The organism is Flavobacterium ajazii, from assembly GCF_010614725.1.
GTDB classification, from domain to species: Bacteria; Bacteroidota; Bacteroidia; order Flavobacteriales; family Flavobacteriaceae; genus Flavobacterium; species Flavobacterium ajazii.
Window position 1 is genome coordinate 302,997 of sequence record NZ_JAAEHL010000003.1, and the last position, 19,815, is coordinate 322,811.

Sequence of the window (19,815 nt, forward strand, 5' to 3'; positions counted from 1 at the left end):
TCTTTCACTTTTTATGGGTTTACGGTTTCGCCTTCCCAGTCCAGAATTCCACCAAGCAGATTATAGGCGTTTTCAAAACCTAATTCATTCATAATCTGACATGCTTTTGCACTTCTTGCTCCTGAGCGGCAATACACATAGTAATTTTTATTTTTATCTAATTCCTCTATTTCATAAATAAAAGCCTGGCCTTTATTGATGTCAATGTTCACAGCGTTTTCAATATAGCCGTCGTTAAACTCGTCTTCAGTTCTTACGTCAAGTATAACTGCATTTTCGTCAGCGCCTAATTGTGCAACCCAATCTTCTTGTGATAAATTCATAGCATTGTGTTTTTTGTAAAATTAAAAGTTTTTACTAAATAAAATACGTACAAAATACGATTTCGATTATTATTCACAGAAAACGTTTTAGAATAAGTATTATAATTAGTGTTTTACAAATTTACTCACTATTTTCAAAAAAACATATTGGAATATCGATAGAAAATAGGATTTTTTCATTTTAGGATTTCTTATCTTAAAAATAGTTTTCTGACAATTTATACCATTCTAATCTGTTATCTTTGCAAACAATTATAAATTTTAGTTTGTTTTTGATAAAATCTGTAACAACAAAACATTAAGATTTTATTTTACAGCAGGAATACAAAACGAAAATTTAATGAGTAAAACAGTATCATTTATTTTTAAATATCACCCATGCAGCCTTCATTAAAAACCCTTTTTCCAAATTTCTCAACCGAACTGATTGCTACTATTGAAGAAAACGGCAGTGCACAAGATTTTAAGGCCGGAACTGTTTTAATGCGAACCGGGCAGTATATTAAAAATACCGTTTTAATTACCAAAGGAAAAATCAAAATCTACCGCGAGGGCGAAGATGGCGGAGAGTTTTTAATGTATTATTTACAGCCGGGACAGGCCTGCGCCATTTCGATGATTTGTACCGCAAAAAGCGAAAAAAGCCAGATTATGGCCAAAGTAGTCGAAGATGTTTCGGTCATGATGATTCCACTACAGATGATGGACAAATGGATGATGGAACACCGCTCCTGGTACGAATTTGTAATTGAAACCTACAGAAGCCGTTTTGAAGAAGTTCTGGAAGTCGTTGACAACATCGCTTTCCGTTCTATGGATGAACGTTTGGAGTTTTACCTAAAAAGACATTCTGATTCCTGTGGCTGCTCTGAAGTTAACCTTTCACATCAGGAAATCGCAACTGAACTCAACACTTCCAGGGAAGTTGTTTCGAGATTATTAAAAAAAATGGAACAAAGAGGACTGGTTAAATTGAACCGTAACCAGATTGAACTGCTAAAATTTAACCATTAAGAAATTTAGCTTTACTTCAATAAATATTAGACTTAAAAAGTTTAAGAAATATTAAGAATTCGGCTTAACTTTTCTCAACTTAATAAATTAATGATTAATTTTTAGTACGGCTTAATTATCTTTAGCTACCAAAAACACAAAGTTAGACTTAATCATCTTAATATCTTAATATCTTAATGGTAAATATTATACGTTTTTACTACTTAATTATCTTTAGCTACTTAAAAACACAAAGTTAGACTTAATCATCTTAATGCCTTAATAGTAAAATTAAACCTTCTGTGATAAATGTTACTGTAGATTTCTAATTTACCAACCACCTTTGCATCAAAACAAATGCAATGGAATATCTGGGTTATTTTGCCTCAATCATTATCGGAATTTCACTGGGCTTAATTGGCGGTGGCGGATCGATTTTGACTATTCCGATCTTAGTTTATTTGTTTAAGGTAAATCCGGATCAGGCGACTTCATACTCCTTATTTATCGTTGGACTGACCGCCTTATTTGGCAGTTACAATCATTACAAAATGGGTAACCTGAAACTCAAATCGGCTTTGTATTTTGCGATTCCGTCTGTGGTTTCAATTCTGATTATCCGTGAAGTTATTTTTCCTCAAATTGCAGCTACTTTATTTTGCATAGCCTCTTATTCAGTTTCAAAAGACTTTCTGATTATGATTGTTTTTTCAATATTAATGATTACGGCGGCGATTTCGATGATTAAAAAAGAACAGCCCGAAATAAAAAATGCCGAAACCAATTACCTGCAATTAAGCCTGATAGGTTTTGTAGTCGGAATTGTAACCGGATTCCTTGGTGCCGGTGGAGGATTCCTTATTATTCCGGCCTTGTTGTTTTTTGCCAATTTACCTATGAAACAGGCCGTTGGAACCTCATTATTGATAATCACAATAAATTCATCAATAGGTTTTGGAGGCGATTTATACATCGGAACACCTATAAATTATTCTTTTTTATTAAGCGTTTCAGCCATGGCACTCCTCGGAATGTTAATCGGAAGCCAGCTTTCTAAAAAAATTGACGGAGCAAAACTAAAACCCCTTTTTGGATGGTTTGTACTCATAATGGGTTTTTATATTATCACAAAAGAAGTTTTCTTTAACGTTTAAAGTTTTGTGCAGTTTAGTAAGCCTGCACAGCTTTTTTTTTAATTATTTTGAATTTAGTTGTACTTGTAAAGTAGTCTTTGCCAAAATTTAAACTTTGGCAAAGATGAAACTAAAACCATCTTTTCTATTCCAAGACAGCATACAATAAAAGAATCCAGGGCTTTATTTCACAAATCTGGACAAAAAAATAGCCCAAAAATGAATTTTGGGCCAAAAACAGGACGCATTGTCAATAGAGTCATTTCAGATTTCCCCATATTTTTCTTTATAACGCCCAAGTTCAATTTCTGTCCTGTTTAAAAGTTTTTCTAATAATCTGATTTTGTCTTCATAAAGTTCTTTCAACGTAGAAGTATTTTCTGTATTTATCAAAATACTTCCATTGTTATTTCCGGTGATTCTATTAAAACTATTAAAATATCGGTCGTAATCAAAACTGATAATATCTTCAACACTCACATCCAGAATTCTTCCTATTTCGACCAGTTTTTCATAACTCAAAGACGTTTTTCCTTTTTCTATTTTACTATAACCGGCCTGAGTTACGCCTAGTTTTTCTGCCATATATTCCTGAGTGTAATTTTTTAACTCTCTAATGTTTTTGATTTTGTTTTTAATTGTTGTGGCCATATTTTTTCAATTTGGGGTCAGGTATAGCTAAAACAGCCCGCTATTAATTTTTTTAACAGCATAACTATACCTTATTTAGGGTATTCTAAAACTGCATCATTGTAAGGAATAGTAACGCAGTATTTCATTATTTTTTTCTGCTGGTAATAAAATAACCATACATCAAAGCTGCCATTATGAAAACTAAATCATAATGGGAAATTCCGAATAAATACATCTTTGATTTTTTATTTAAGCAGTCTTTTTTATATTTCTTTCAAACTGAAGATCCAGATAACGATCTATCTGTTTGCCTATCAGGAGACGGTCTTTTGATGCAATTTTAATTCTTATTTCTTTTCTGTAAATATCTTTTACAAATACGAAATATGCAAATTCTGAAGGGTTATCAAATCTTGCGATTATAATAAAAACGTAGCATAAAAGTGTCGGAATGATATAGTATAGATCCACTATATCTGTGAAAATCATACAATAATAAGCAACGATGGTTACGGCAATAAAGGCACCGTTTTCAAGAAAATATTTTTTCTTTTTTTTGAGCAGTCCGAGTTCTTGAATTTCATCAAAATGGTACTGCCAGTTTTTAGATTTGTAGTGAAATTTAATTGTGTCGGTAAAAATAGTAATGAACATAATAATAAGAAAATAAAGGTTTGCGTAAAAATCTTCCTTCAGGAATCTTCAGGAAAAAATTCTTAGATACGCAATATTAAGCATTAACTTCTTTTTTTTCTTACAACTCAAATTATAGAATATAACTGACAGTTGTAATTAAATCCTTAGAAAAAATACTGATGCAAATCACCTATACTTTTTTACTAAAATAGAGAATATTCTTTTGGGCGTTTCCTATCCCGATAGCTATCGGGAGGCTATCCGCTAAATTCCCAATTAACAAAAACTACGGCTGAAAAAGCCTTGTTTTTCTAAATTGGGAAATACCGCTACAAACGAAGTTTACTGAACTCCGATGAAAAATAAAATCATTGTGAAGTAATCCCTAACGCAATCTTGGGAAAATTAGAAATTTTGGATTTTATTTAAAACTGAGTTGCATTTTATCAGATATCAATTTTCAATTACAACAGATTTTATTTCCAGCACAGCTCCTGAAACCGGATTATAATTGACAAAATTGAATTTGCAGAGATTGTGGATATTCAAAAGTTTTCCGTTTGGCAATCCGTCCTGCCTGAAATGGGTCCATGGAATTTTTATAGTTTTGAATCCATTTGGAGATGCGGGCAAATCAGCTCTTGGATGCGATCCTCCATGCACACAGCCGGTTCCTGTTTCATTTCCTTCACGTGCCTGCAGTTTAATGGGCTGAGTTGATTTATAAATAATCTTTACAAAACGTGAATTATCGGATAAGTTAGTTGGAGGTCCATCATTTGAAACTGATGATGTGATCAGGACATTCAGTTCAATTTCGCCAACAGGATTATCTTTAGCGGTTACCCGAACAACACCTTCTTTTTGTCTGAATGTATTAATTACTTCAAAATTTTCCTTCAAAGGCCCTGCAATATGCCAAATGTTTGACCGGACTATATCTATATCTGGCTTTAGGATTGTTGTAAAACCTGAGGCTGTAAAAAAAAATGTAATTACGAAGATTGATTGCCGAATCATAAAGAATAACTTTTTGTTAATCTAAAAACATTTGTTTATTCCGATTAATAAAGACTATCAAAATCTTACTTAATTCAAAATTGGTTCCATATAACAATCCAAAAATTCTTCGCTAATTCCTTTTATTTTTCTTCTTTGACAAAGAGCATAAAGTTCTTCAACAGCAGAATATGGAAAATATCTAGTATCTAAATCTTTGAATTGTGGTTTATTTGCTTCTTTAATAACTTTATCTCTGTCTTCATCAGGAGCAACAATTACATAGCGAGTTGGGAATGGAGGAAATTTATCTTTGAAATTTTTCATTCTACTTAAGCCACTTATGACACCTGTAGATTGTTCAATTTCCATAACAGCAGGCATAAGTTTACCATTCTTAAACCAAATACAATCAATTAAAAGTGCCGCTTGAATAGCATCACTATATGCTGACATTAACTTTTCATCTTTCAATGAAGATATAACTCCATCATATTCACCAATCTTTTTATTTTGATAAAGTATTCCCTTATCATTTTGAGCAATCCAAGTTCTAAAGTTTAACTGATGACCAATAAAATATAAAGCAATTTGGATTTGAGCATGCCTACGTTGTATCTCTATATCAAGTTCTTGTTTTTCTATTGTGTCAGTTAAAACTAATGAGTCATAAAAAGCGTCCAAAGCTGGCATTTCAGAAATAACAATTTCTGTATCAATTTTTTCTATAATTCCAATTCTATGAGGTGTGTCTGGTTTCCATATTAAATGTTTATGACCATGTTTTATAGAAGTAAAACCCGCTTTATTTTCAATTCTACCTGGGTAACAAAAATAAAATTCGGGAGTATAAGCTAATAAAGCTTCCAATACACTTCGTGTATTATAGCTACCTCCTAGTACTCTATCCAAATTTATCGGTTGGTTTTTATGAAATGAATTAGCAACTCTCCAAATCATTTCTGAAGATATCGTTTCAACTTTTGCGTTAGCTTCAGTTCCACCCTTTGAAGTATCCCACCTTTTTATTCTAATTGGCCCTTCAGGTAAATCAACACTGTCAATTTTAATTATTCCTCTTGTTTTAGGATTTACATAATTGTAAAAGATATTTTTATCAAGTTGGTTAATTGAAGTAACTAAATTACTGGCTGATAACTTCCTCATGCTTACTGTTTATTTTAGTTTGTTCTATGAAATTAGAAATCGTTTCAGCTAATCCTTTAGCTGCTAAATAAGGAACACCATTTCCTATCGACTTAAACATATTTGTCAATGAGGTTGATTCAGGCATCACAAATTTCTTTGGTAATGACTGAATTGCTAGAGCTTCAGCAGCAGAAATTCTTCTTGCTTTGTATGGATGCAAATGAACTTCATTATTTCCATAAGCAGCAGTAGGTGAATATCTCCAACGATGTAATCTTTTATATGATTTTTTCAAATCATCACCTTCTTCAATTATCAAAAACTTTGCTAAACCTGCACGAGGTTGAAAGTAATGGTTTGCATTAGGATGATTTTCAACATCATTCTTGTTAAACCAATATTCAACGGTTAATTTTCTATCTATTTCTTTAGGACAATCTTTTACAGAATCTTGCAGAAAAACTTCTTTCTTTGGCCAATTCTGTGCTAATATCTCAGATGCTGAATGTTTCAAATTACTATTCCAATCAAACGATTTTAGAATTGGCGAACCATTTACTTGTAATCCTAATTCAGTTAGAACATCTCTTTTAAATCCAATCAAAATAATTCTTTCTCTATCTTGCGGTGCTCCATATTCAATTGAATTAATAAGCTTTTCAGTTAGATAATAGCCATTTGAAATAAGCTTTAATTTTATAGAATCAAAAAACTCTCTATGTTTTTTAGTTCTATATAATCCTTTAACATTTTCAAAAAGAAAAAAATCTGGAGAGTTTTTTATAATTAACTCAATGTAAGTACCTGACAATTTCCCATTTTCTCCCTTAACTCCTTTATTTTTCCCAGCAACTGAAAAGTCTGGACATGGTGGCCCTCCAATGAATCCAACAAAATCATGTGTTTCCTTTGCTGATCTAATACTTTCATTTAAAAATTGGGATTTATCATCTTCAAGAAATTTTGTTATATCACAAACATGATGACCATATCTAGGTTGCTTTATTCCCAAATCTTTACGAGAAGATTTATATATTTCCATAAATGGAGCGTGATACTCATTAACTAAGAGTGTTTCAAAACCTTTTGTCATTTCAAAACCCAAATCAAGAAAACCTGCTCCTGCAAAAAAGGAAAAAATACCAGTCTTGAATTCTTTTTCTATACTTATATTCATTTTACAAATCTATACATTTCTGATTCTTTATTTACTTTTCCAAATCTAAAGTATTAATATTTTTTGAACATACTTACATGCAATACTCAATGACCTTTCTATACAAGATTAAGTTATATACTTGCTAAAACAGGTTTGAAAAAACTGCGACAACAAACTAAAAAACTCAATGCTCCCCATACCCAACATCATCCATCTTTCCACTAAATATACGGTACTGAATAATAAAATAAACAATCACCAAAAACAAAGCTATAAAAAACCAGCTCAAGCCTGCATTTAAACCGTATTCTCCGGCAGCTGTATTGTAAATCGTTAATGACGGGTTCACTTTATTGGTTGAAGGCAAAACATTCGGAAAAATGGAAACCGCTGTTGAAGCAAATCCGCCCACTAAAAACAAAGTCGAAAACAGAAATCCGTAACCGTCTTTTTTAAAGGAACGAACTTTAAATAATCCTAAAATCCCAACAAAAGTCAATAACGGAAAAAACCACAAAATCGGATTTTCAACAAAATTGTGAAATGGTTTAGGCTCAATAAAATGCCAGACCTGCAGCGAAATAAAAACCAAAACCAGCAAAGCGATATTCAGCTTAAAAACCACATTTTTAAGCTGTGGATTCAGCGCTGAATTGGTTTTGTAAATAATCCAGTTGGCACCGTGAATAGTTAAAGCAACAACACTCACCACTCCAAGAAAAAGTGTAAACCAGTCTATAATTCCTAATTCATTTGCCTGCGGGCTAAACGTAGGATTCCATAAAGGCAGGAAGAAATAATGTGCTTCCTGCGTAGAAACGCCATTCTGAACCATTCCGAGATTTACACCACGAACGATATTCCCTAAAGCAATTCCGAAGAAAAGCGCCAAAAGCAAACTCGCGATTCCGAAAGCTTTGTCCCAAATCGCTTCCCACATATGATTGTGTACCTGTCCACGCATTTCTAATCCGATAGCACGGAAAATCAACAGCCATAAAATCATAATCAAAGGCAAATAAAATCCGCTGAAAGACGAAGCGTATAAAGTTGGAAAAGCAAAAAACAAAACACCTCCGGCGGCAATCAGCCAGACTTCATTCGCATCCCAAAAAGGACCTATCGAATTGGTAATAACTTTTTTGTCTCTTTCTGTTTTCGCAAAAAACAAATGAATAATTCCTGCTCCAAAATCGTAACCGTCCAATACCAGATAAACAGCCAGAATTCCCATTAAAACTACATACCAAAAAAATTCCATACTTATATTTTTTCTGTTGAAAGTTCCACATGATGCGGTCCTTTATTGATAATTTTTCCAACCAAAAGCAAAAACAGCATTCCGAGCAAAAGGTATAAACCTATAAAACCTAATAAGGTAAATAAGGTATTACCCGAAGAAACCGTTGGCGAAGCACCAGAAGCCGTTCGCATTAAATTGTACACCAGCCATGGCTGTCTTCCTAGTTCTGCGGTGTACCAGCCAGTTGTATTGGCGATATACGGAAACGGCATCATAAACATCAGCGACCATAAAAGCCATTTGGTTTCAAACAATTTCCCTCTGATTAACTGAAAAAGAGAAATAACCATCAAACCGATAAATACGGTTCCGAGTCCTACCATAATATGATACGCATAATACAATCCTGAGATATTGGTCGGATGCAGGTCTTCTTCAAACTGATCCAAGCCCTGGATTTCCTGATTCCAGTTTCCATACGTCAGGAAACTTAAAATATTAGGAACTGCAATTTTATTATCCAGCTTTTTATCTTTTACATCGGGCTGTCCTATCAAAACAATTTCAGAACCTTTTTCTTCTGTGTGAAAAATTCCTTCCATAGCCGCAAAAGTAACAGGCTGGTATTTTACTACATTTTTAGCCAGTAAATCTCCCGTTGGAACTGCGACAAAAAGACTCGAAATCAATCCGAAAATCACACCTGTTTTTAAAAACAGTTTACCAAAAGAAACATTCTTTCTGCTTAAAATATAAAAAGCGCCTATTCCGGCCACTACAAATGAACTTGTTACCAGGGAAGCCGCCTGATTGTGCAGGAAAGAAGGCCAAAGCCATGGGTTTAAAAATAATGCCTGAAAATTATTCAGTACAAATTTTCCGTTTTCAAGGATTTCATAACCAACCGGATTCTGCATCCACGAATGTGTGGCTATAATTAGAAATCCGCTGGCCCAGGAACCGATACAAATTAGTAATCCGGTTACAAAATGCCATTTATGCCCAAGGAGTTTTTCTCCAAATAAAAATAATCCCAGAAAAGAAGATTCAAGAAAGAAAGAGAACATTCCTTCCATTGCCAGCGTCTGACCAACAATTCCTCCTGTTAATTCGGAGAATTTTGCCCAGTTGGTACCAAACTGAAACTCCATCGGAATTCCGGTTACAACTCCCATTGCAAAATTCAGGGCGAAAATCTTCATCCAGAAATGGGTGGCGTGGTTGTATTGTTCGTTACTGGTTTTGAGATATTTCCACTTGAAGTAAACAATAATGAGCGAAAGACCCATTGTAAGCTGCGGAAAAAGATAATGAAAAGTAATGGTGAAGGCGAATTGCATTCGGTCATAAAAGAGCATTTCTTCCATAAGGTAATTTGTTTATGAAGTTCCACAAATTTACCGATTATAACCCGAATTGCTGTCCTGTAAAAAGACTTTATCGTCTAATATTTGTGAAACTTTTCAACAATTATAAAAAATATAAGCTGCAAATATTTAAACACATAGAAACATAGATTTTGTAAACGCAAAAAGGCGTTTCACTTGCTTTAAAACACAATAGCTATGTGTCTTTAGAATTAGTGAAACGCCTCTTTTTAAGCCATGAAAAAACTATGATTCTATGTGTTTAAAAATCATTCCTTTTTCAGAATCCCTTTTTCAACGCTTTCGTCTATCAAACCTTCAGCATAATTCCATAATGATTTTGATCCTTCTTTTATCACGCTTTTCTTTTCATAAACCTTATCATAATTCACTCCAAACTCTTTCCACGTTCCACCGTTGTTAGAAGTATTTTGCAATAAAGGTTCCAGTCTGTCCATCGATTTTGCAAATTTAGCTTCGTTGGTTTTCCCTTCTTCAAATTCTTCCCAGATTGAAATTAGTTCTTCTGCCTGATTTTTTGGAAGTAAGCCAAAAATTCGATTTGCTGCCAATCGTTCTTCATCAGTATTCGAATGATTTTTTACAGTGTCGTAAATAAAAACGTCTCCGGCATCAATCTCCACAATATCATGAATGAGAACCATTTTTACCACTTTCAGAATATCAATCGGTACATTAGAATGCTCTGCTAACACGATGGCCATCAACGCCAGATGCCAGCTGTGTTCTGCGTCATTTTCGCAACGATCACTGTTAAACAATTTCGTTTTTCGCTGAATGTATTTTACTTTATCAATTTCTTTTATAAAAGCAATCTGATCTAATAAATCTTGTGTGTTCATTTTATTTCTGTTTTGAAATGATATTCGTCATATACAAAATTAAAGCTTAAAGCGTAATTGCTAAACTTTAAATTAATTTATCTCAAATCACATGGCAAAATCTGAACTTTTTCACTCAAAAATCAAATTTCTGTAACATTAGTCACCTATTTTAAGAAAAAACAAAACTACCTTTGTTATCCCTTTATTATTAATGAATCATGAAAATCGAACAAATTTACACCGGATGCCTCGCACAAGGTGCATACTATATTACATCAAACGGAGAAGCTGCAATTATTGATCCTTTAAGAGAAACACAGCCTTATTTAGACCGTCTGGAACGCGATCAGGTTAAATTAAAATATATTTTTGAAACACATTTCCACGCCGATTTTGTATCGGGGCATGTTGATTTGAGCAAAGAAACCGGAGCACCTATCGTTTACGGACCAAATGCGGCCTGCGAATTTGACTGCATTTCTGCAAAAGACGGACAGGAATTCAAAATTGGAAAGGTTACTATAAAAGTCCTGCATACACCTGGACACACCATGGAAAGTACTACTTTTTTATTAATTGACGAAAACGGAAAAGATCACGCAATTTTCTCTGGAGACACTTTATTTATTGGAGATGTAGGCCGCCCTGACCTGGCTCAAAAGGCAGCCGGAATGACTCAGGATGAATTGGCCGGAATTTTATTTCATTCTCTAAGAGATAAAATTATGACTTTGGCTGATGACGTTATTGTTTATCCTGCGCACGGTGCCGGAAGTGCCTGCGGAAAAAACATGAGCAAAGAGACTGTTTCAACCATTGGGAATCAAAAAGCTACAAATTATGCTTTGCGCTCCAACATGACTGAAGCCGAATTCATCAAAGAGGTTACTGATGGTTTGTTACCTCCTCCAGCCTATTTTAGCATGAATGTTGCTATGAACAAACAAGGTTACGAAACCTTCGAATCGGTTTTGCATAATGGAATGAAAGAAATTGACGTAAAAGATTTTGAAGCTGTTACCGAAGAAACCGGTGCATTAATTCTGGATACGAGAAGCGCTGCTGATTTCAGTAAAGGATATATTCCACAATCCATTAATATCGGAATCAACGGCGATTTTGCTCCATGGGTTGGAACATTAATTGCCAATGTAAAACAACCTATTATATTAGTTACTACAATCGGTATGGAAGAAGAAACCGTAACCCGTTTGAGCCGTGTAGGTTTTGATACGATTATCGGACATTTGAAAGGAGGCTTTGAAGCCTGGAAGAATGCTGGTTTCGAAGTTGATTCCGTAAACCGAATTACAGCTGAGCAATTTGCAAACGAAGTAGATATTCAAAAAGACAAAATAATCGATATTCGCAAAGAAACCGAGTACGAGGCAGAACATATCGAAGACGCTTACAGCAAACCTTTGGCCTATATTAATGACTGGGTAAAAGACATTGACCCAAATGAGCATTTTTATCTGCATTGCGCAGGTGGTTACCGCAGTATGATTGCTGCTTCTATTTTACAGGCAAGAGGTTTCAGAAATTTCTCTGAAGTTGAAGGTGGTTTTGGAGCAATCTCCAAAACAAATGTCCCAAAATCAGATTTTGTTTGTCAAAGCAAGATTTTGAAAGCATAAACATTGATTTTTTTACCATATAAGTGATATAAGTTCATTTAATTTCTGTTCGATTTATACGCTGACTATAAATAATAAATGAAGATTGAGTATAAAACATAATCTTACTCTATAAACTTATATGAGCATAAGTTCGGCATAATTTAAATTCCAACTTATATTTACTTATATCACTTATATGGTAGAAAAAAACATTCTAATTTTTAAACAAACATGAGTATACTTGAAATTATTAAAGAACCATGGCCTTGGTATATTGCTGGCCCGTTAATTGGATTAACTGTTCCAATTTTATTAATTATCGGAAATAAATCTTTCGGGATCAGTTCATCATTGCGCCATATCTGTGCTATGTGTATTCCCGCAAATATTCCATTTTTTAAATACGACTGGAAAAAAGAAAGCTGGAATTTATTTTTTGTTCTGGGAATTTTTCTTGGCGGAGTTATTGGTGCTTACTTCCTATCCAATCCGAATGATGTTGTCATCACGCCTGAATTATCAGCAAAATTAGCTACTTACGGAATCACAGATCATACAGGTTTAGTACCTGCACAATTATTTTCGTGGGAAAGTTTATTAACCCTTCGCGGATTCATCATGATTGTTGTGGGTGGTTTTTTAGTAGGTTTCGGAACGCGCTACGCAGGCGGATGCACGAGCGGACATGCCATTATGGGATTATCAAACCTGCAATGGCCTTCATTAGTAGCTACATTCTGTTTTATGATTGGAGGTTTTGTAATGGCTCTTTTGATTTTGCCACATATTCTTTCACTTTAAAATTTCAAAAATGAATTTAGAAAATAAAAATATCGACGGCGAAGGAATCAACGCAAGCGAAAAAAAAGAAACTGCATTCGGAAACCTGAAATATTTAATTGTCGGCATCTTTTTCGGAATTGTATTCGTAAAAGCCGAAATTATCAGCTGGTTCCGCATTCAGGAAATGTTCAATCTTGAATCATTTCACATGTACGGCGTAATCGGAAGTGCAGTTGCAGTTGGAGTAATCTCCGTATTTCTGATTAAAAAATTCAATATCAAAACCCTTCAGGGTGAAAAAATCGAAATTCAGCCAAAAACGTTCAGCAAAGGACAAATCTACGGCGGACTATTATTCGGTTTCGGATGGGCCATTACCGGAGCTTGTCCGGGACCTTTGTTCGCTCAGATTGGTACTGGTGCAACAGTTATTGTTGTAACTTTAGCGAGTGCTATTGCCGGAACGTGGGTTTATGGCTTGATTAAGGACAAACTTCCTCATTAAAAATTAATTTTAGTTAGAAAACAAAATACACCCGACAGGTTTAAAAAATCTGTCGGGTTTGATAATTATAAAACACTCCAAAATGAACAAACTCTATTTTAAACTATTTATCGTCTTGTTATTTGCAAGCTGTTCCGGAAATAAGAAATCTAACGTTCAAATTTCAAATACGATTTATCCCGTTCAAATAGATAGTTTAGAATTGTTTGACCCATCAAGAAACCGAAAAATTCCTGTCGCTATTTACCATCAGAAAACAGAGAAAAAAATAATTCATCAGCGGGTTGTAATTTTCAGTCACGGATATGGCGAGAATAAAGGCGGAGACAATAAAATATATTCCTATTTAACTGAGAATTTAGCTTCTAAAGGATATTTTGTAATCAGTATTCAACATGAATTACCAACGGATGATCTTCTTGCAATGGATGGTGATTTTAAAATTACCAGAAGACCAAACTGGGAAAGAGGCTCTGAAAACATTCTGTTTGTACTGAATGAATTCAAAAAAACATCATCGGATTTAGACTTCAACCATCTTGCTTTGATTGGGCATTGTAATGGTGGAGACATGACAGCTTTATTTGCCACAAAACACCCTAAATTAGTTTACAAGATTATAACAATGGATAATCGAAGAATGCCTCTCCCAAGAGTTCATAGGCCAAAAGTATATACGCTCCGTTCAAAAAACTATGAGGCAGACAAAGGTGTTTTGCCTACGGAAGAAGAACAAAAAAAATATGGAATGACTGTTCAATTCACAACTGTCAACCACAGCGATATGGATAATGATGCTACAATCGAAGAGCGAAAAACACTCAATACTTACATCGAAAATTATTTAGACGAATAATATCATCCAAGAAATTTAAAATCATTTGGGCGTGCCACCATCCCGATAAAGAGGGCAAATTTACTGTGTGAATATACGCCCTCTTATCGGGATGCTGTCGGGCTATCCGCACTGCTTCGGCAGTTTGCTTCTATCCCTCACGCAGACAAGCAGGTTTTAATTACCTTTTATTTTAAAAATCAAATATTCACTTTCCTTTTCTTATGTTTGTTACGTAACAATAAGCCACAAAATATTCCGCAAAATATGAATCGCACAGAACAATTATCAAAACTACAAAACACACAAAATTGGGATGTAATAATCATTGGCGGAGGAGCAAGCGGGCTAGGAACTGCTCTTGATGCTGCCAGCAGAGGTTACAAAACCATTTTACTGGAAGCAGTAGATTTTGCGAAAGGAACTTCGAGTAGAAGTACAAAACTGGTTCATGGCGGTGTACGTTATCTGGCACAAGGCGATGTGCATCTGGTACGTGAAGCATTAAAAGAAAGAGGTTTACTGGCTCAAAATGCTGGTCATTTGGTCAAAAACCAATCGTTTGTTATTCCGAATTACAATCGCTGGAGCGGTTATTTCTATACAATCGGATTAAAAATTTATGATTTATTGGCAGGCAGCTTAAGTTTAGGTGCGTCAGAATATATCTCAAAGGAAAAAACAATCCAAATGCTTCCGAATGTGCAGAAAAATGGATTGGCAAACGGCGTTATTTATCATGACGGGCAATTCGATGATTCGCGATTAGCCATCAATCTTGCACAGACTGCTGTAGAAAAAGGTGCTTGTGTTATTAATTATATAAAGGTTGTTAATCTACTAAAAGATGATAAAGGAACAATCATTGGCGTACAGGCAATAGATCAGGAAACCGGAACTCAATATGACATAAAAGGATCTGCCATCATAAATGCTACAGGTGTTTTTACAAATGCCATAATGAAACTCAATGATAAAGTTTATAAAAAATATATCGTTCCCAGTCAGGGAATCCATTTGGTGTTTGACAAATCTTTTTTACCCGGCGATCACGCACTGATGATTCCGAAAACAAAAGACGGGAGAGTTTTATTTGCGGTTCCGTGGCATAACCGTGTTGTCGTAGGAACCACAGATACTTTAATTAAAAGTCATAGTTTAGAACCTGTTGCTCTGGAAAGCGAAATTCAGTTTGTTCTCGAAACAGCTCAGCGTTTCTTAACAAAAAAGCCAACCAGAGCCGATGTATTATCTGTTTTTGCAGGTTTACGTCCATTAGCAGCACCTAAAGAAGAAGGTAAAAGCACCAAAGAAGTTTCCAGAAGTCATAAAATTATAGTTTCAGAAACAGGACTTATCACAATTACAGGAGGAAAATGGACAACCTACAGGAAAATTGCAGAAGATATTATTAACAAAGCAATCAAAACAGGAAAGCTACCTAAAAAAGAATGTGTTACCGAACATCTTTCCATTCACGGGAATAAAGCTACCACATCTCTTGACAGAGAAAACCATCTTTATATATATGGCTCTGAAATTTCAAAGATACTCGAGTTACAAGAAAATGAACCTGAATTAAACGAGAAACTGCACCCCAATCACGAATTCACAATGGCAGAAGTTGTCTGCGCCGTTCGCTATGAAATGGCCAGAACGGTAGATGACGTTCTCTCAAGACGTGTTCGTTTATTATTCTTAGATGCCAAGGCTGCAATTGAAGTTTCAGAGAAAACAGCAAGAATAATTGCCTCGGAATTAGGTCACGATGAAGCCTGGATAAACAACGAAATTTCAAATTTCAGACAAATTGCCAAAGGTTTTCTTCTATCAGAGTTTCAATAAATTGTAAAATCAGTTGATTTTGAATATTTTGCATTTTAAATTATCTTACAAAAAGTCATTGAATAATATTTAATACCTAAAGCACTTCTTAACTTTAAAAAAATTATTAATTCACAATATAAGAACACGTTATACATTAAAATTTACTTATTTTTATTCCCACACAGCTATTCATTTAGCTTTCAAAAAATGCATTTAAAAATATTAACAAAATATTAACAATACATTTGTATATACAAATATAAAAAGATATACATTTGTATATACAAATTATACACTTACAACTATGACAATTGAAGAGGTTATAAAAAGTACTGTTAAGATGGATAATGCGAAAAAAGTTATTCTGAATATCATGTATACGCAAAATGTGATTCAGGATCATTTCAACGAGTTGATAAAACCGTATGATCTGTCCGGAGAACAATATAATGTACTACGCATATTAAGAGGACAAAAAGGAAATCCTGCCAATATGTGTGTAATACAGGAACGTATGCTGGCCAAAACCAGCAATACAACACGATTGGTTGACAAATTATTATTGAAAGATTATGTTACCAGAAATGTCTGCCCTGATAACAGAAGAAAGATTGAGGTTTTGATCACCCAGAAAGGATTAGACGTTTTAAAAGAATTAGACCCGAAAGTAGATGCACACGAGCGTGAATTTGCTTCCAATATAAGCCCTGAAGAATTAGAATTATTAAACCAATTATTAGAAAAATACCGAACCCAACAAAATTAATATTATGAGTACACTATTAGACAATTTAAATTGGAGATATGCAACAAAAAAGTTTGATGCAACAAAAAAAATCTCTGATGCAGATTTAAATACATTAAAAGAAGCTGTCAGACTGAGTGCTTCTTCATACGGATTACAGCCATTTAAAGTAGTTATTGTAGAAAACCCGGAATTAAGAGAAAAATTAAAAGCCGAGGCATGGGGACAAACTCAAATTACAGATGCTTCACACTTATTCATTTTTGCAAATGATACTTCTCTTGATGCAAATTCAGTTGATCAGTACATGAAAAACATCAGCGAAACCAGAGGTGTTCCTGTTGAAGCTTTAGAAGGATTCAGCGGTATGATTAAAGGACAGATTGCCGGTTTATCAAACGATGCAAAAAACATCTGGACTGCTAAACAAACTTATATTGCCTTAGGAACCCTATTAAGTGCAGCAGCAGAATTAAAAATAGATACTACACCAATGGAAGGTTTCAGTCCTGCAGCATTTAACGAAATTTTAGGTTTCGACAAACTAGGACTAAATGCAGCAGTTGTTGCTACTATTGGTTACAGACATGATGAGGACGACGCTCAGCATTACAAAAAAGTTAGAAAATCTCAGGACGAATTATTTATCACATTATAATTATTTAATAACAATCAAATTCAATTTCACAACATGAAAAATTTAAAAACAATTGCAATAGCATTATTCGTAGCAGCAGCTGGTATCTCAGTAAACGCACAAACTAAAAAAATCGACGTTAAGGCATCTACTATCAAATGGGTAGGTAAAAAAGTAACCGGAGAGCACTCTGGAACTGTAAACTTCAAAGAAGGAGCAGTAGTTTTCAAAGGAAAAAAATTAACTGGAGGAAGCTTCACAGTTGATATGACTTCTTTAACTGCAACTGATTTAACTGGAGAATACCAAGGAAAACTAAACGGTCACTTAAAAGCTGACGATTTCTTCGGAACTGATAAATTCCCAACGTCAAAATTAGTTTTCAAAACTATCGGAGCTAAATCTGCTGATGTTTACACAGTTACTGCTGATTTAACTATCAAAGGAATCACTAAACCTGTAACTTTTGACATCACTGTAAAAGGAAATACTGCTACAACAGCTTTCAAAGTTGACAGAACTAAATACGATATCAAATACAACTCTGGTAACTTCTTCCAAAACTTAGGAGATAAAACTATCAATGACGATTTCGAATTGGCTGTATCTTTGAAATTCTAAATTTCATTTGCTGATTCAGAAACCCCAACCGTTAATTTAACAGTTGGGGTTTCTTTTTTTAATAAAACATCGATAAAAGACTTAAAAGACCTGACCAAAAACACAATAGTAACGTTCTTAAAGTTGTGATAACACTATAATAATATAATGAAATGTTTTGATTAACATTCGGCCTCTAATTTTGACTTCGTTAAAAAACAATACAAATCAAAAACTAGAAATCAAAATTATAGTTATGAAAACTAAATTCTTCATTGCCATTATAACACTTATCAGCACATTTTCTCTTCAGGCACAACAACAAAAAGGAATCATCGGAACATCAAACTGGATGGACAACTGGAGCAATTTTAAACCTGCGAATATAGAATACAGCGAAGCAACTAATATTATTGCCGGAACCATAGACAAAGACACCAAACTGTTAAAACGCAATGTATACCAAATAGTTGGAATTGTATACGTAACCAATAATGCCATACTATCCATTGAACCAGGAACAGTAATTAGAGGTGACGACAAAACCTGCGGAACACTGGTAATTACAAATGGAGCAAAAATTATGGCCGAAGGTCTGGAAACTGATCCGATTATTTTTACTTCAAATAAAGGAACTACAGAAAGAAAACCAGGTGATTGGGGTGGTATCATTATCCTAGGAAAAGCACCTATCAACAAATTAGGAGGAATTGCAACGCTTCCATTTAACCTGGAAGCAACACTGAACCATTACGGAGGTACTGATGTTGATGATAATTCGGGAATACTTAAATATGTACGTATTGAATATTCTGGCAGAAAATTAAGTGCCTTGAAAGAGCTTAACGGACTTTCACTGGCCGGAGTGGGCAGAAAAACAGTTTTAAGCAATATTCAGATAAGTTACTCAAATGATGATTCATTTGAGTGTTACGGAGGGGAATTAAACATGAACAACCTGATTTCTTACCGTACAACAGATGATGATTTTGATTTTACACAAGGAGCACAAATCAATATCAGTAACAGTATTGCTATTCGTCATCCTTTTTCTTCTGATATTTCAGGTTCAAGATGTTTTGAAGTAGATTCATACGATAAGATTGAAAATACGGATATGACTAAAAAAATGACTAAAATAAATGCCAGTAACATCACACTTGTAAATCTGGAAGAAAACAATCAGGGATTAGTTCGTGAATCTGCTCATATTGGAGAAAATACCTTTTTTAATTTAACCAATAGTGTTGTTTCAGGTTTCTCTCCTTTTATCCTTTTAAATGGTGATATTGGAAACGGTGATGAGAATTTATCAAAAATTTCATTAAAAAACGTAATGGCAAACAATTGTAACGGAGGAATTACAAGCGAATCTTCAAGCAACGATGCTGGAATAAAAAACTGGTACAGCAAACCTGAATATGCCATAGAATTTACCAAAATAAAAAGCAGTGATTTGTTCTTAGCACCTAATATTAAAGGAAATACGGACTTCCGAATGAGACAAAACAATCTCGCTTCATCCCAAAACTAAGCCATCCAAAATCACTTTTCTTTTTACATTTTTAACAAATTTATGAATTAAGAAAAGTTTTTTTTTATTTTTGATGTACTCTAATTCAAATTACATTTATATATTTGCATCAACAGAATAAGATTATGAAAATTACAATGAACAATACTTGGTGGTGGAAGAATTTACGTCAAACGTCGTGAACAAAGCTTCCTATGGTATTGTAAAACTATAAATATAAAAGGCTTGTCATCACGACAAGCCTTTTTTT

Annotated in this window: 20 protein-coding genes; 11 read left to right on the top strand and 9 right to left on the bottom strand. The window is 34.1% G+C overall.

Annotated features, from left to right (window positions below; all coding sequences use genetic code 11):
- Window positions 1-11 precede the first annotated feature (11 nt).
- Window positions 12-323: a rhodanese-like domain-containing protein gene (locus GWR14_RS06750; protein WP_163408269.1), complete on the bottom strand. Its 312-nt coding sequence runs from the start codon at window positions 321-323 to the stop codon at window positions 12-14.
- 378 nt (window positions 324-701) lie between these two features.
- Here GWR14_RS06750 and GWR14_RS06755 point away from each other — a divergent pair, with 378 nt between their 5' ends.
- Both GWR14_RS06755 and GWR14_RS06760 read left to right on the top strand, forming a co-directional pair.
- Entirely contained in the window at window positions 702-1,337 is a 636-nt protein-coding gene (locus GWR14_RS06755; RefSeq protein ID WP_163408270.1) for a Crp/Fnr family transcriptional regulator, read from the top strand.
- Between the two features lie 341 nt (window positions 1,338-1,678).
- Entirely contained in the window at window positions 1,679-2,470 is a 792-nt protein-coding gene (locus tag GWR14_RS06760) for a sulfite exporter TauE/SafE family protein (RefSeq protein WP_163408271.1), read from the top strand.
- A 243-nt stretch (window positions 2,471-2,713) separates the two neighbouring features.
- Here the strand turns inward: GWR14_RS06760 and GWR14_RS06765 are convergent, their stop codons facing one another.
- The 8 genes from GWR14_RS06765 to GWR14_RS06800 form a co-directional block, all read right to left on the bottom strand.
- The gene (locus GWR14_RS06765) at window positions 2,714-3,100 is read right to left on the bottom strand and encodes a helix-turn-helix transcriptional regulator (protein WP_163408272.1); all 387 of its coding nucleotides are present in this window, start codon (window positions 3,098-3,100) and stop codon (window positions 2,714-2,716) included.
- A 231-nt stretch (window positions 3,101-3,331) separates the two neighbouring features.
- Window positions 3,332-3,736 carry a hypothetical protein gene (locus GWR14_RS06770; protein ID WP_163408273.1) on the bottom strand — a complete coding sequence of 135 codons (405 nt, stop codon included), beginning with the start codon at window positions 3,734-3,736 and terminating at the stop codon, window positions 3,332-3,334.
- Window positions 3,737-4,171: 435 nt separating this feature from the next.
- A complete protein-coding gene (locus tag GWR14_RS06775; protein WP_163408274.1) occupies window positions 4,172-4,738 on the bottom strand; it encodes a hypothetical protein in 567 nt (188 codons plus the stop codon).
- Window positions 4,739-4,807: 69 nt separating this feature from the next.
- Window positions 4,808-5,884: a restriction endonuclease gene (locus tag GWR14_RS06780; protein ID WP_163408275.1), complete on the bottom strand. Its 1,077-nt coding sequence runs from the start codon at window positions 5,882-5,884 to the stop codon at window positions 4,808-4,810.
- Entirely contained in the window at window positions 5,862-7,043 is a 1,182-nt protein-coding gene (locus GWR14_RS06785) for a DNA cytosine methyltransferase (protein ID WP_163408276.1), read from the bottom strand. The genes GWR14_RS06780 and GWR14_RS06785 overlap by 23 nt, the downstream gene beginning before the upstream one ends.
- Window positions 7,044-7,209: 166 nt before the next feature.
- Window positions 7,210-8,286, bottom strand: coding sequence for a cytochrome d ubiquinol oxidase subunit II (gene cydB / locus GWR14_RS06790; protein WP_163408277.1), 1,077 nt, complete (start codon window positions 8,284-8,286; stop codon window positions 7,210-7,212).
- 2 nt (window positions 8,287-8,288) lie between these two features.
- Complete coding sequence (locus GWR14_RS06795; RefSeq protein ID WP_163408278.1) at window positions 8,289-9,635, bottom strand: cytochrome ubiquinol oxidase subunit I; 1,347 nt, start codon at window positions 9,633-9,635, stop codon at window positions 8,289-8,291.
- Window positions 9,636-9,904: 269 nt separating this feature from the next.
- Window positions 9,905-10,498, bottom strand: a complete 594-nt coding sequence (locus tag GWR14_RS06800; RefSeq protein ID WP_163408279.1) for an HD domain-containing protein — start codon at window positions 10,496-10,498, stop codon at window positions 9,905-9,907.
- A 200-nt stretch (window positions 10,499-10,698) separates the two neighbouring features.
- Between GWR14_RS06800 and GWR14_RS06805 the strand changes: the two genes are divergently transcribed.
- The 9 genes from GWR14_RS06805 to GWR14_RS06845 all read left to right on the top strand — a co-directional run bounded on the left by GWR14_RS06805 (window position 10,699) and on the right by GWR14_RS06845 (window position 19,565).
- Window positions 10,699-12,117: an MBL fold metallo-hydrolase gene (locus GWR14_RS06805; RefSeq protein WP_163408280.1), complete on the top strand. Its 1,419-nt coding sequence runs from the start codon at window positions 10,699-10,701 to the stop codon at window positions 12,115-12,117.
- Between the two features lie 219 nt (window positions 12,118-12,336).
- The gene (locus tag GWR14_RS06810) at window positions 12,337-12,900 is read left to right on the top strand and encodes a YeeE/YedE family protein (RefSeq protein ID WP_163408494.1); all 564 of its coding nucleotides are present in this window, start codon (window positions 12,337-12,339) and stop codon (window positions 12,898-12,900) included.
- A 10-nt stretch (window positions 12,901-12,910) separates the two neighbouring features.
- Window positions 12,911-13,387, top strand: a complete 477-nt coding sequence (locus tag GWR14_RS06815; protein WP_163408281.1) for a DUF6691 family protein — start codon at window positions 12,911-12,913, stop codon at window positions 13,385-13,387.
- 82 nt (window positions 13,388-13,469) lie between these two features.
- The gene (locus tag GWR14_RS06820; RefSeq protein WP_163408282.1) at window positions 13,470-14,243 is read left to right on the top strand and encodes an alpha/beta hydrolase family protein; all 774 of its coding nucleotides are present in this window, start codon (window positions 13,470-13,472) and stop codon (window positions 14,241-14,243) included.
- A 246-nt stretch (window positions 14,244-14,489) separates the two neighbouring features.
- Window positions 14,490-16,067 (top strand): glycerol-3-phosphate dehydrogenase/oxidase, encoded by a 1,578-nt coding sequence (locus GWR14_RS06825; RefSeq protein ID WP_163408283.1) that lies wholly within the window; start codon window positions 14,490-14,492, stop codon window positions 16,065-16,067.
- A gap of 286 nt (window positions 16,068-16,353) precedes the next feature.
- The gene (locus tag GWR14_RS06830) at window positions 16,354-16,815 is read left to right on the top strand and encodes a MarR family winged helix-turn-helix transcriptional regulator (protein ID WP_163408284.1); all 462 of its coding nucleotides are present in this window, start codon (window positions 16,354-16,356) and stop codon (window positions 16,813-16,815) included.
- A gap of 4 nt (window positions 16,816-16,819) precedes the next feature.
- Complete coding sequence (locus GWR14_RS06835; protein ID WP_163408285.1) at window positions 16,820-17,452, top strand: NAD(P)H-dependent oxidoreductase; 633 nt, start codon at window positions 16,820-16,822, stop codon at window positions 17,450-17,452.
- 33 nt (window positions 17,453-17,485) lie between these two features.
- On the top strand, window positions 17,486-18,052 hold the full coding sequence (locus GWR14_RS06840) for a YceI family protein (RefSeq protein WP_163408286.1): 567 nt from the start codon (window positions 17,486-17,488) through the stop codon (window positions 18,050-18,052).
- 235 nt (window positions 18,053-18,287) lie between these two features.
- Window positions 18,288-19,565: a hypothetical protein gene (locus GWR14_RS06845; RefSeq protein ID WP_163408287.1), complete on the top strand. Its 1,278-nt coding sequence runs from the start codon at window positions 18,288-18,290 to the stop codon at window positions 19,563-19,565.
- The last annotated feature ends 250 nt before the right edge of the window (window positions 19,566-19,815 follow it).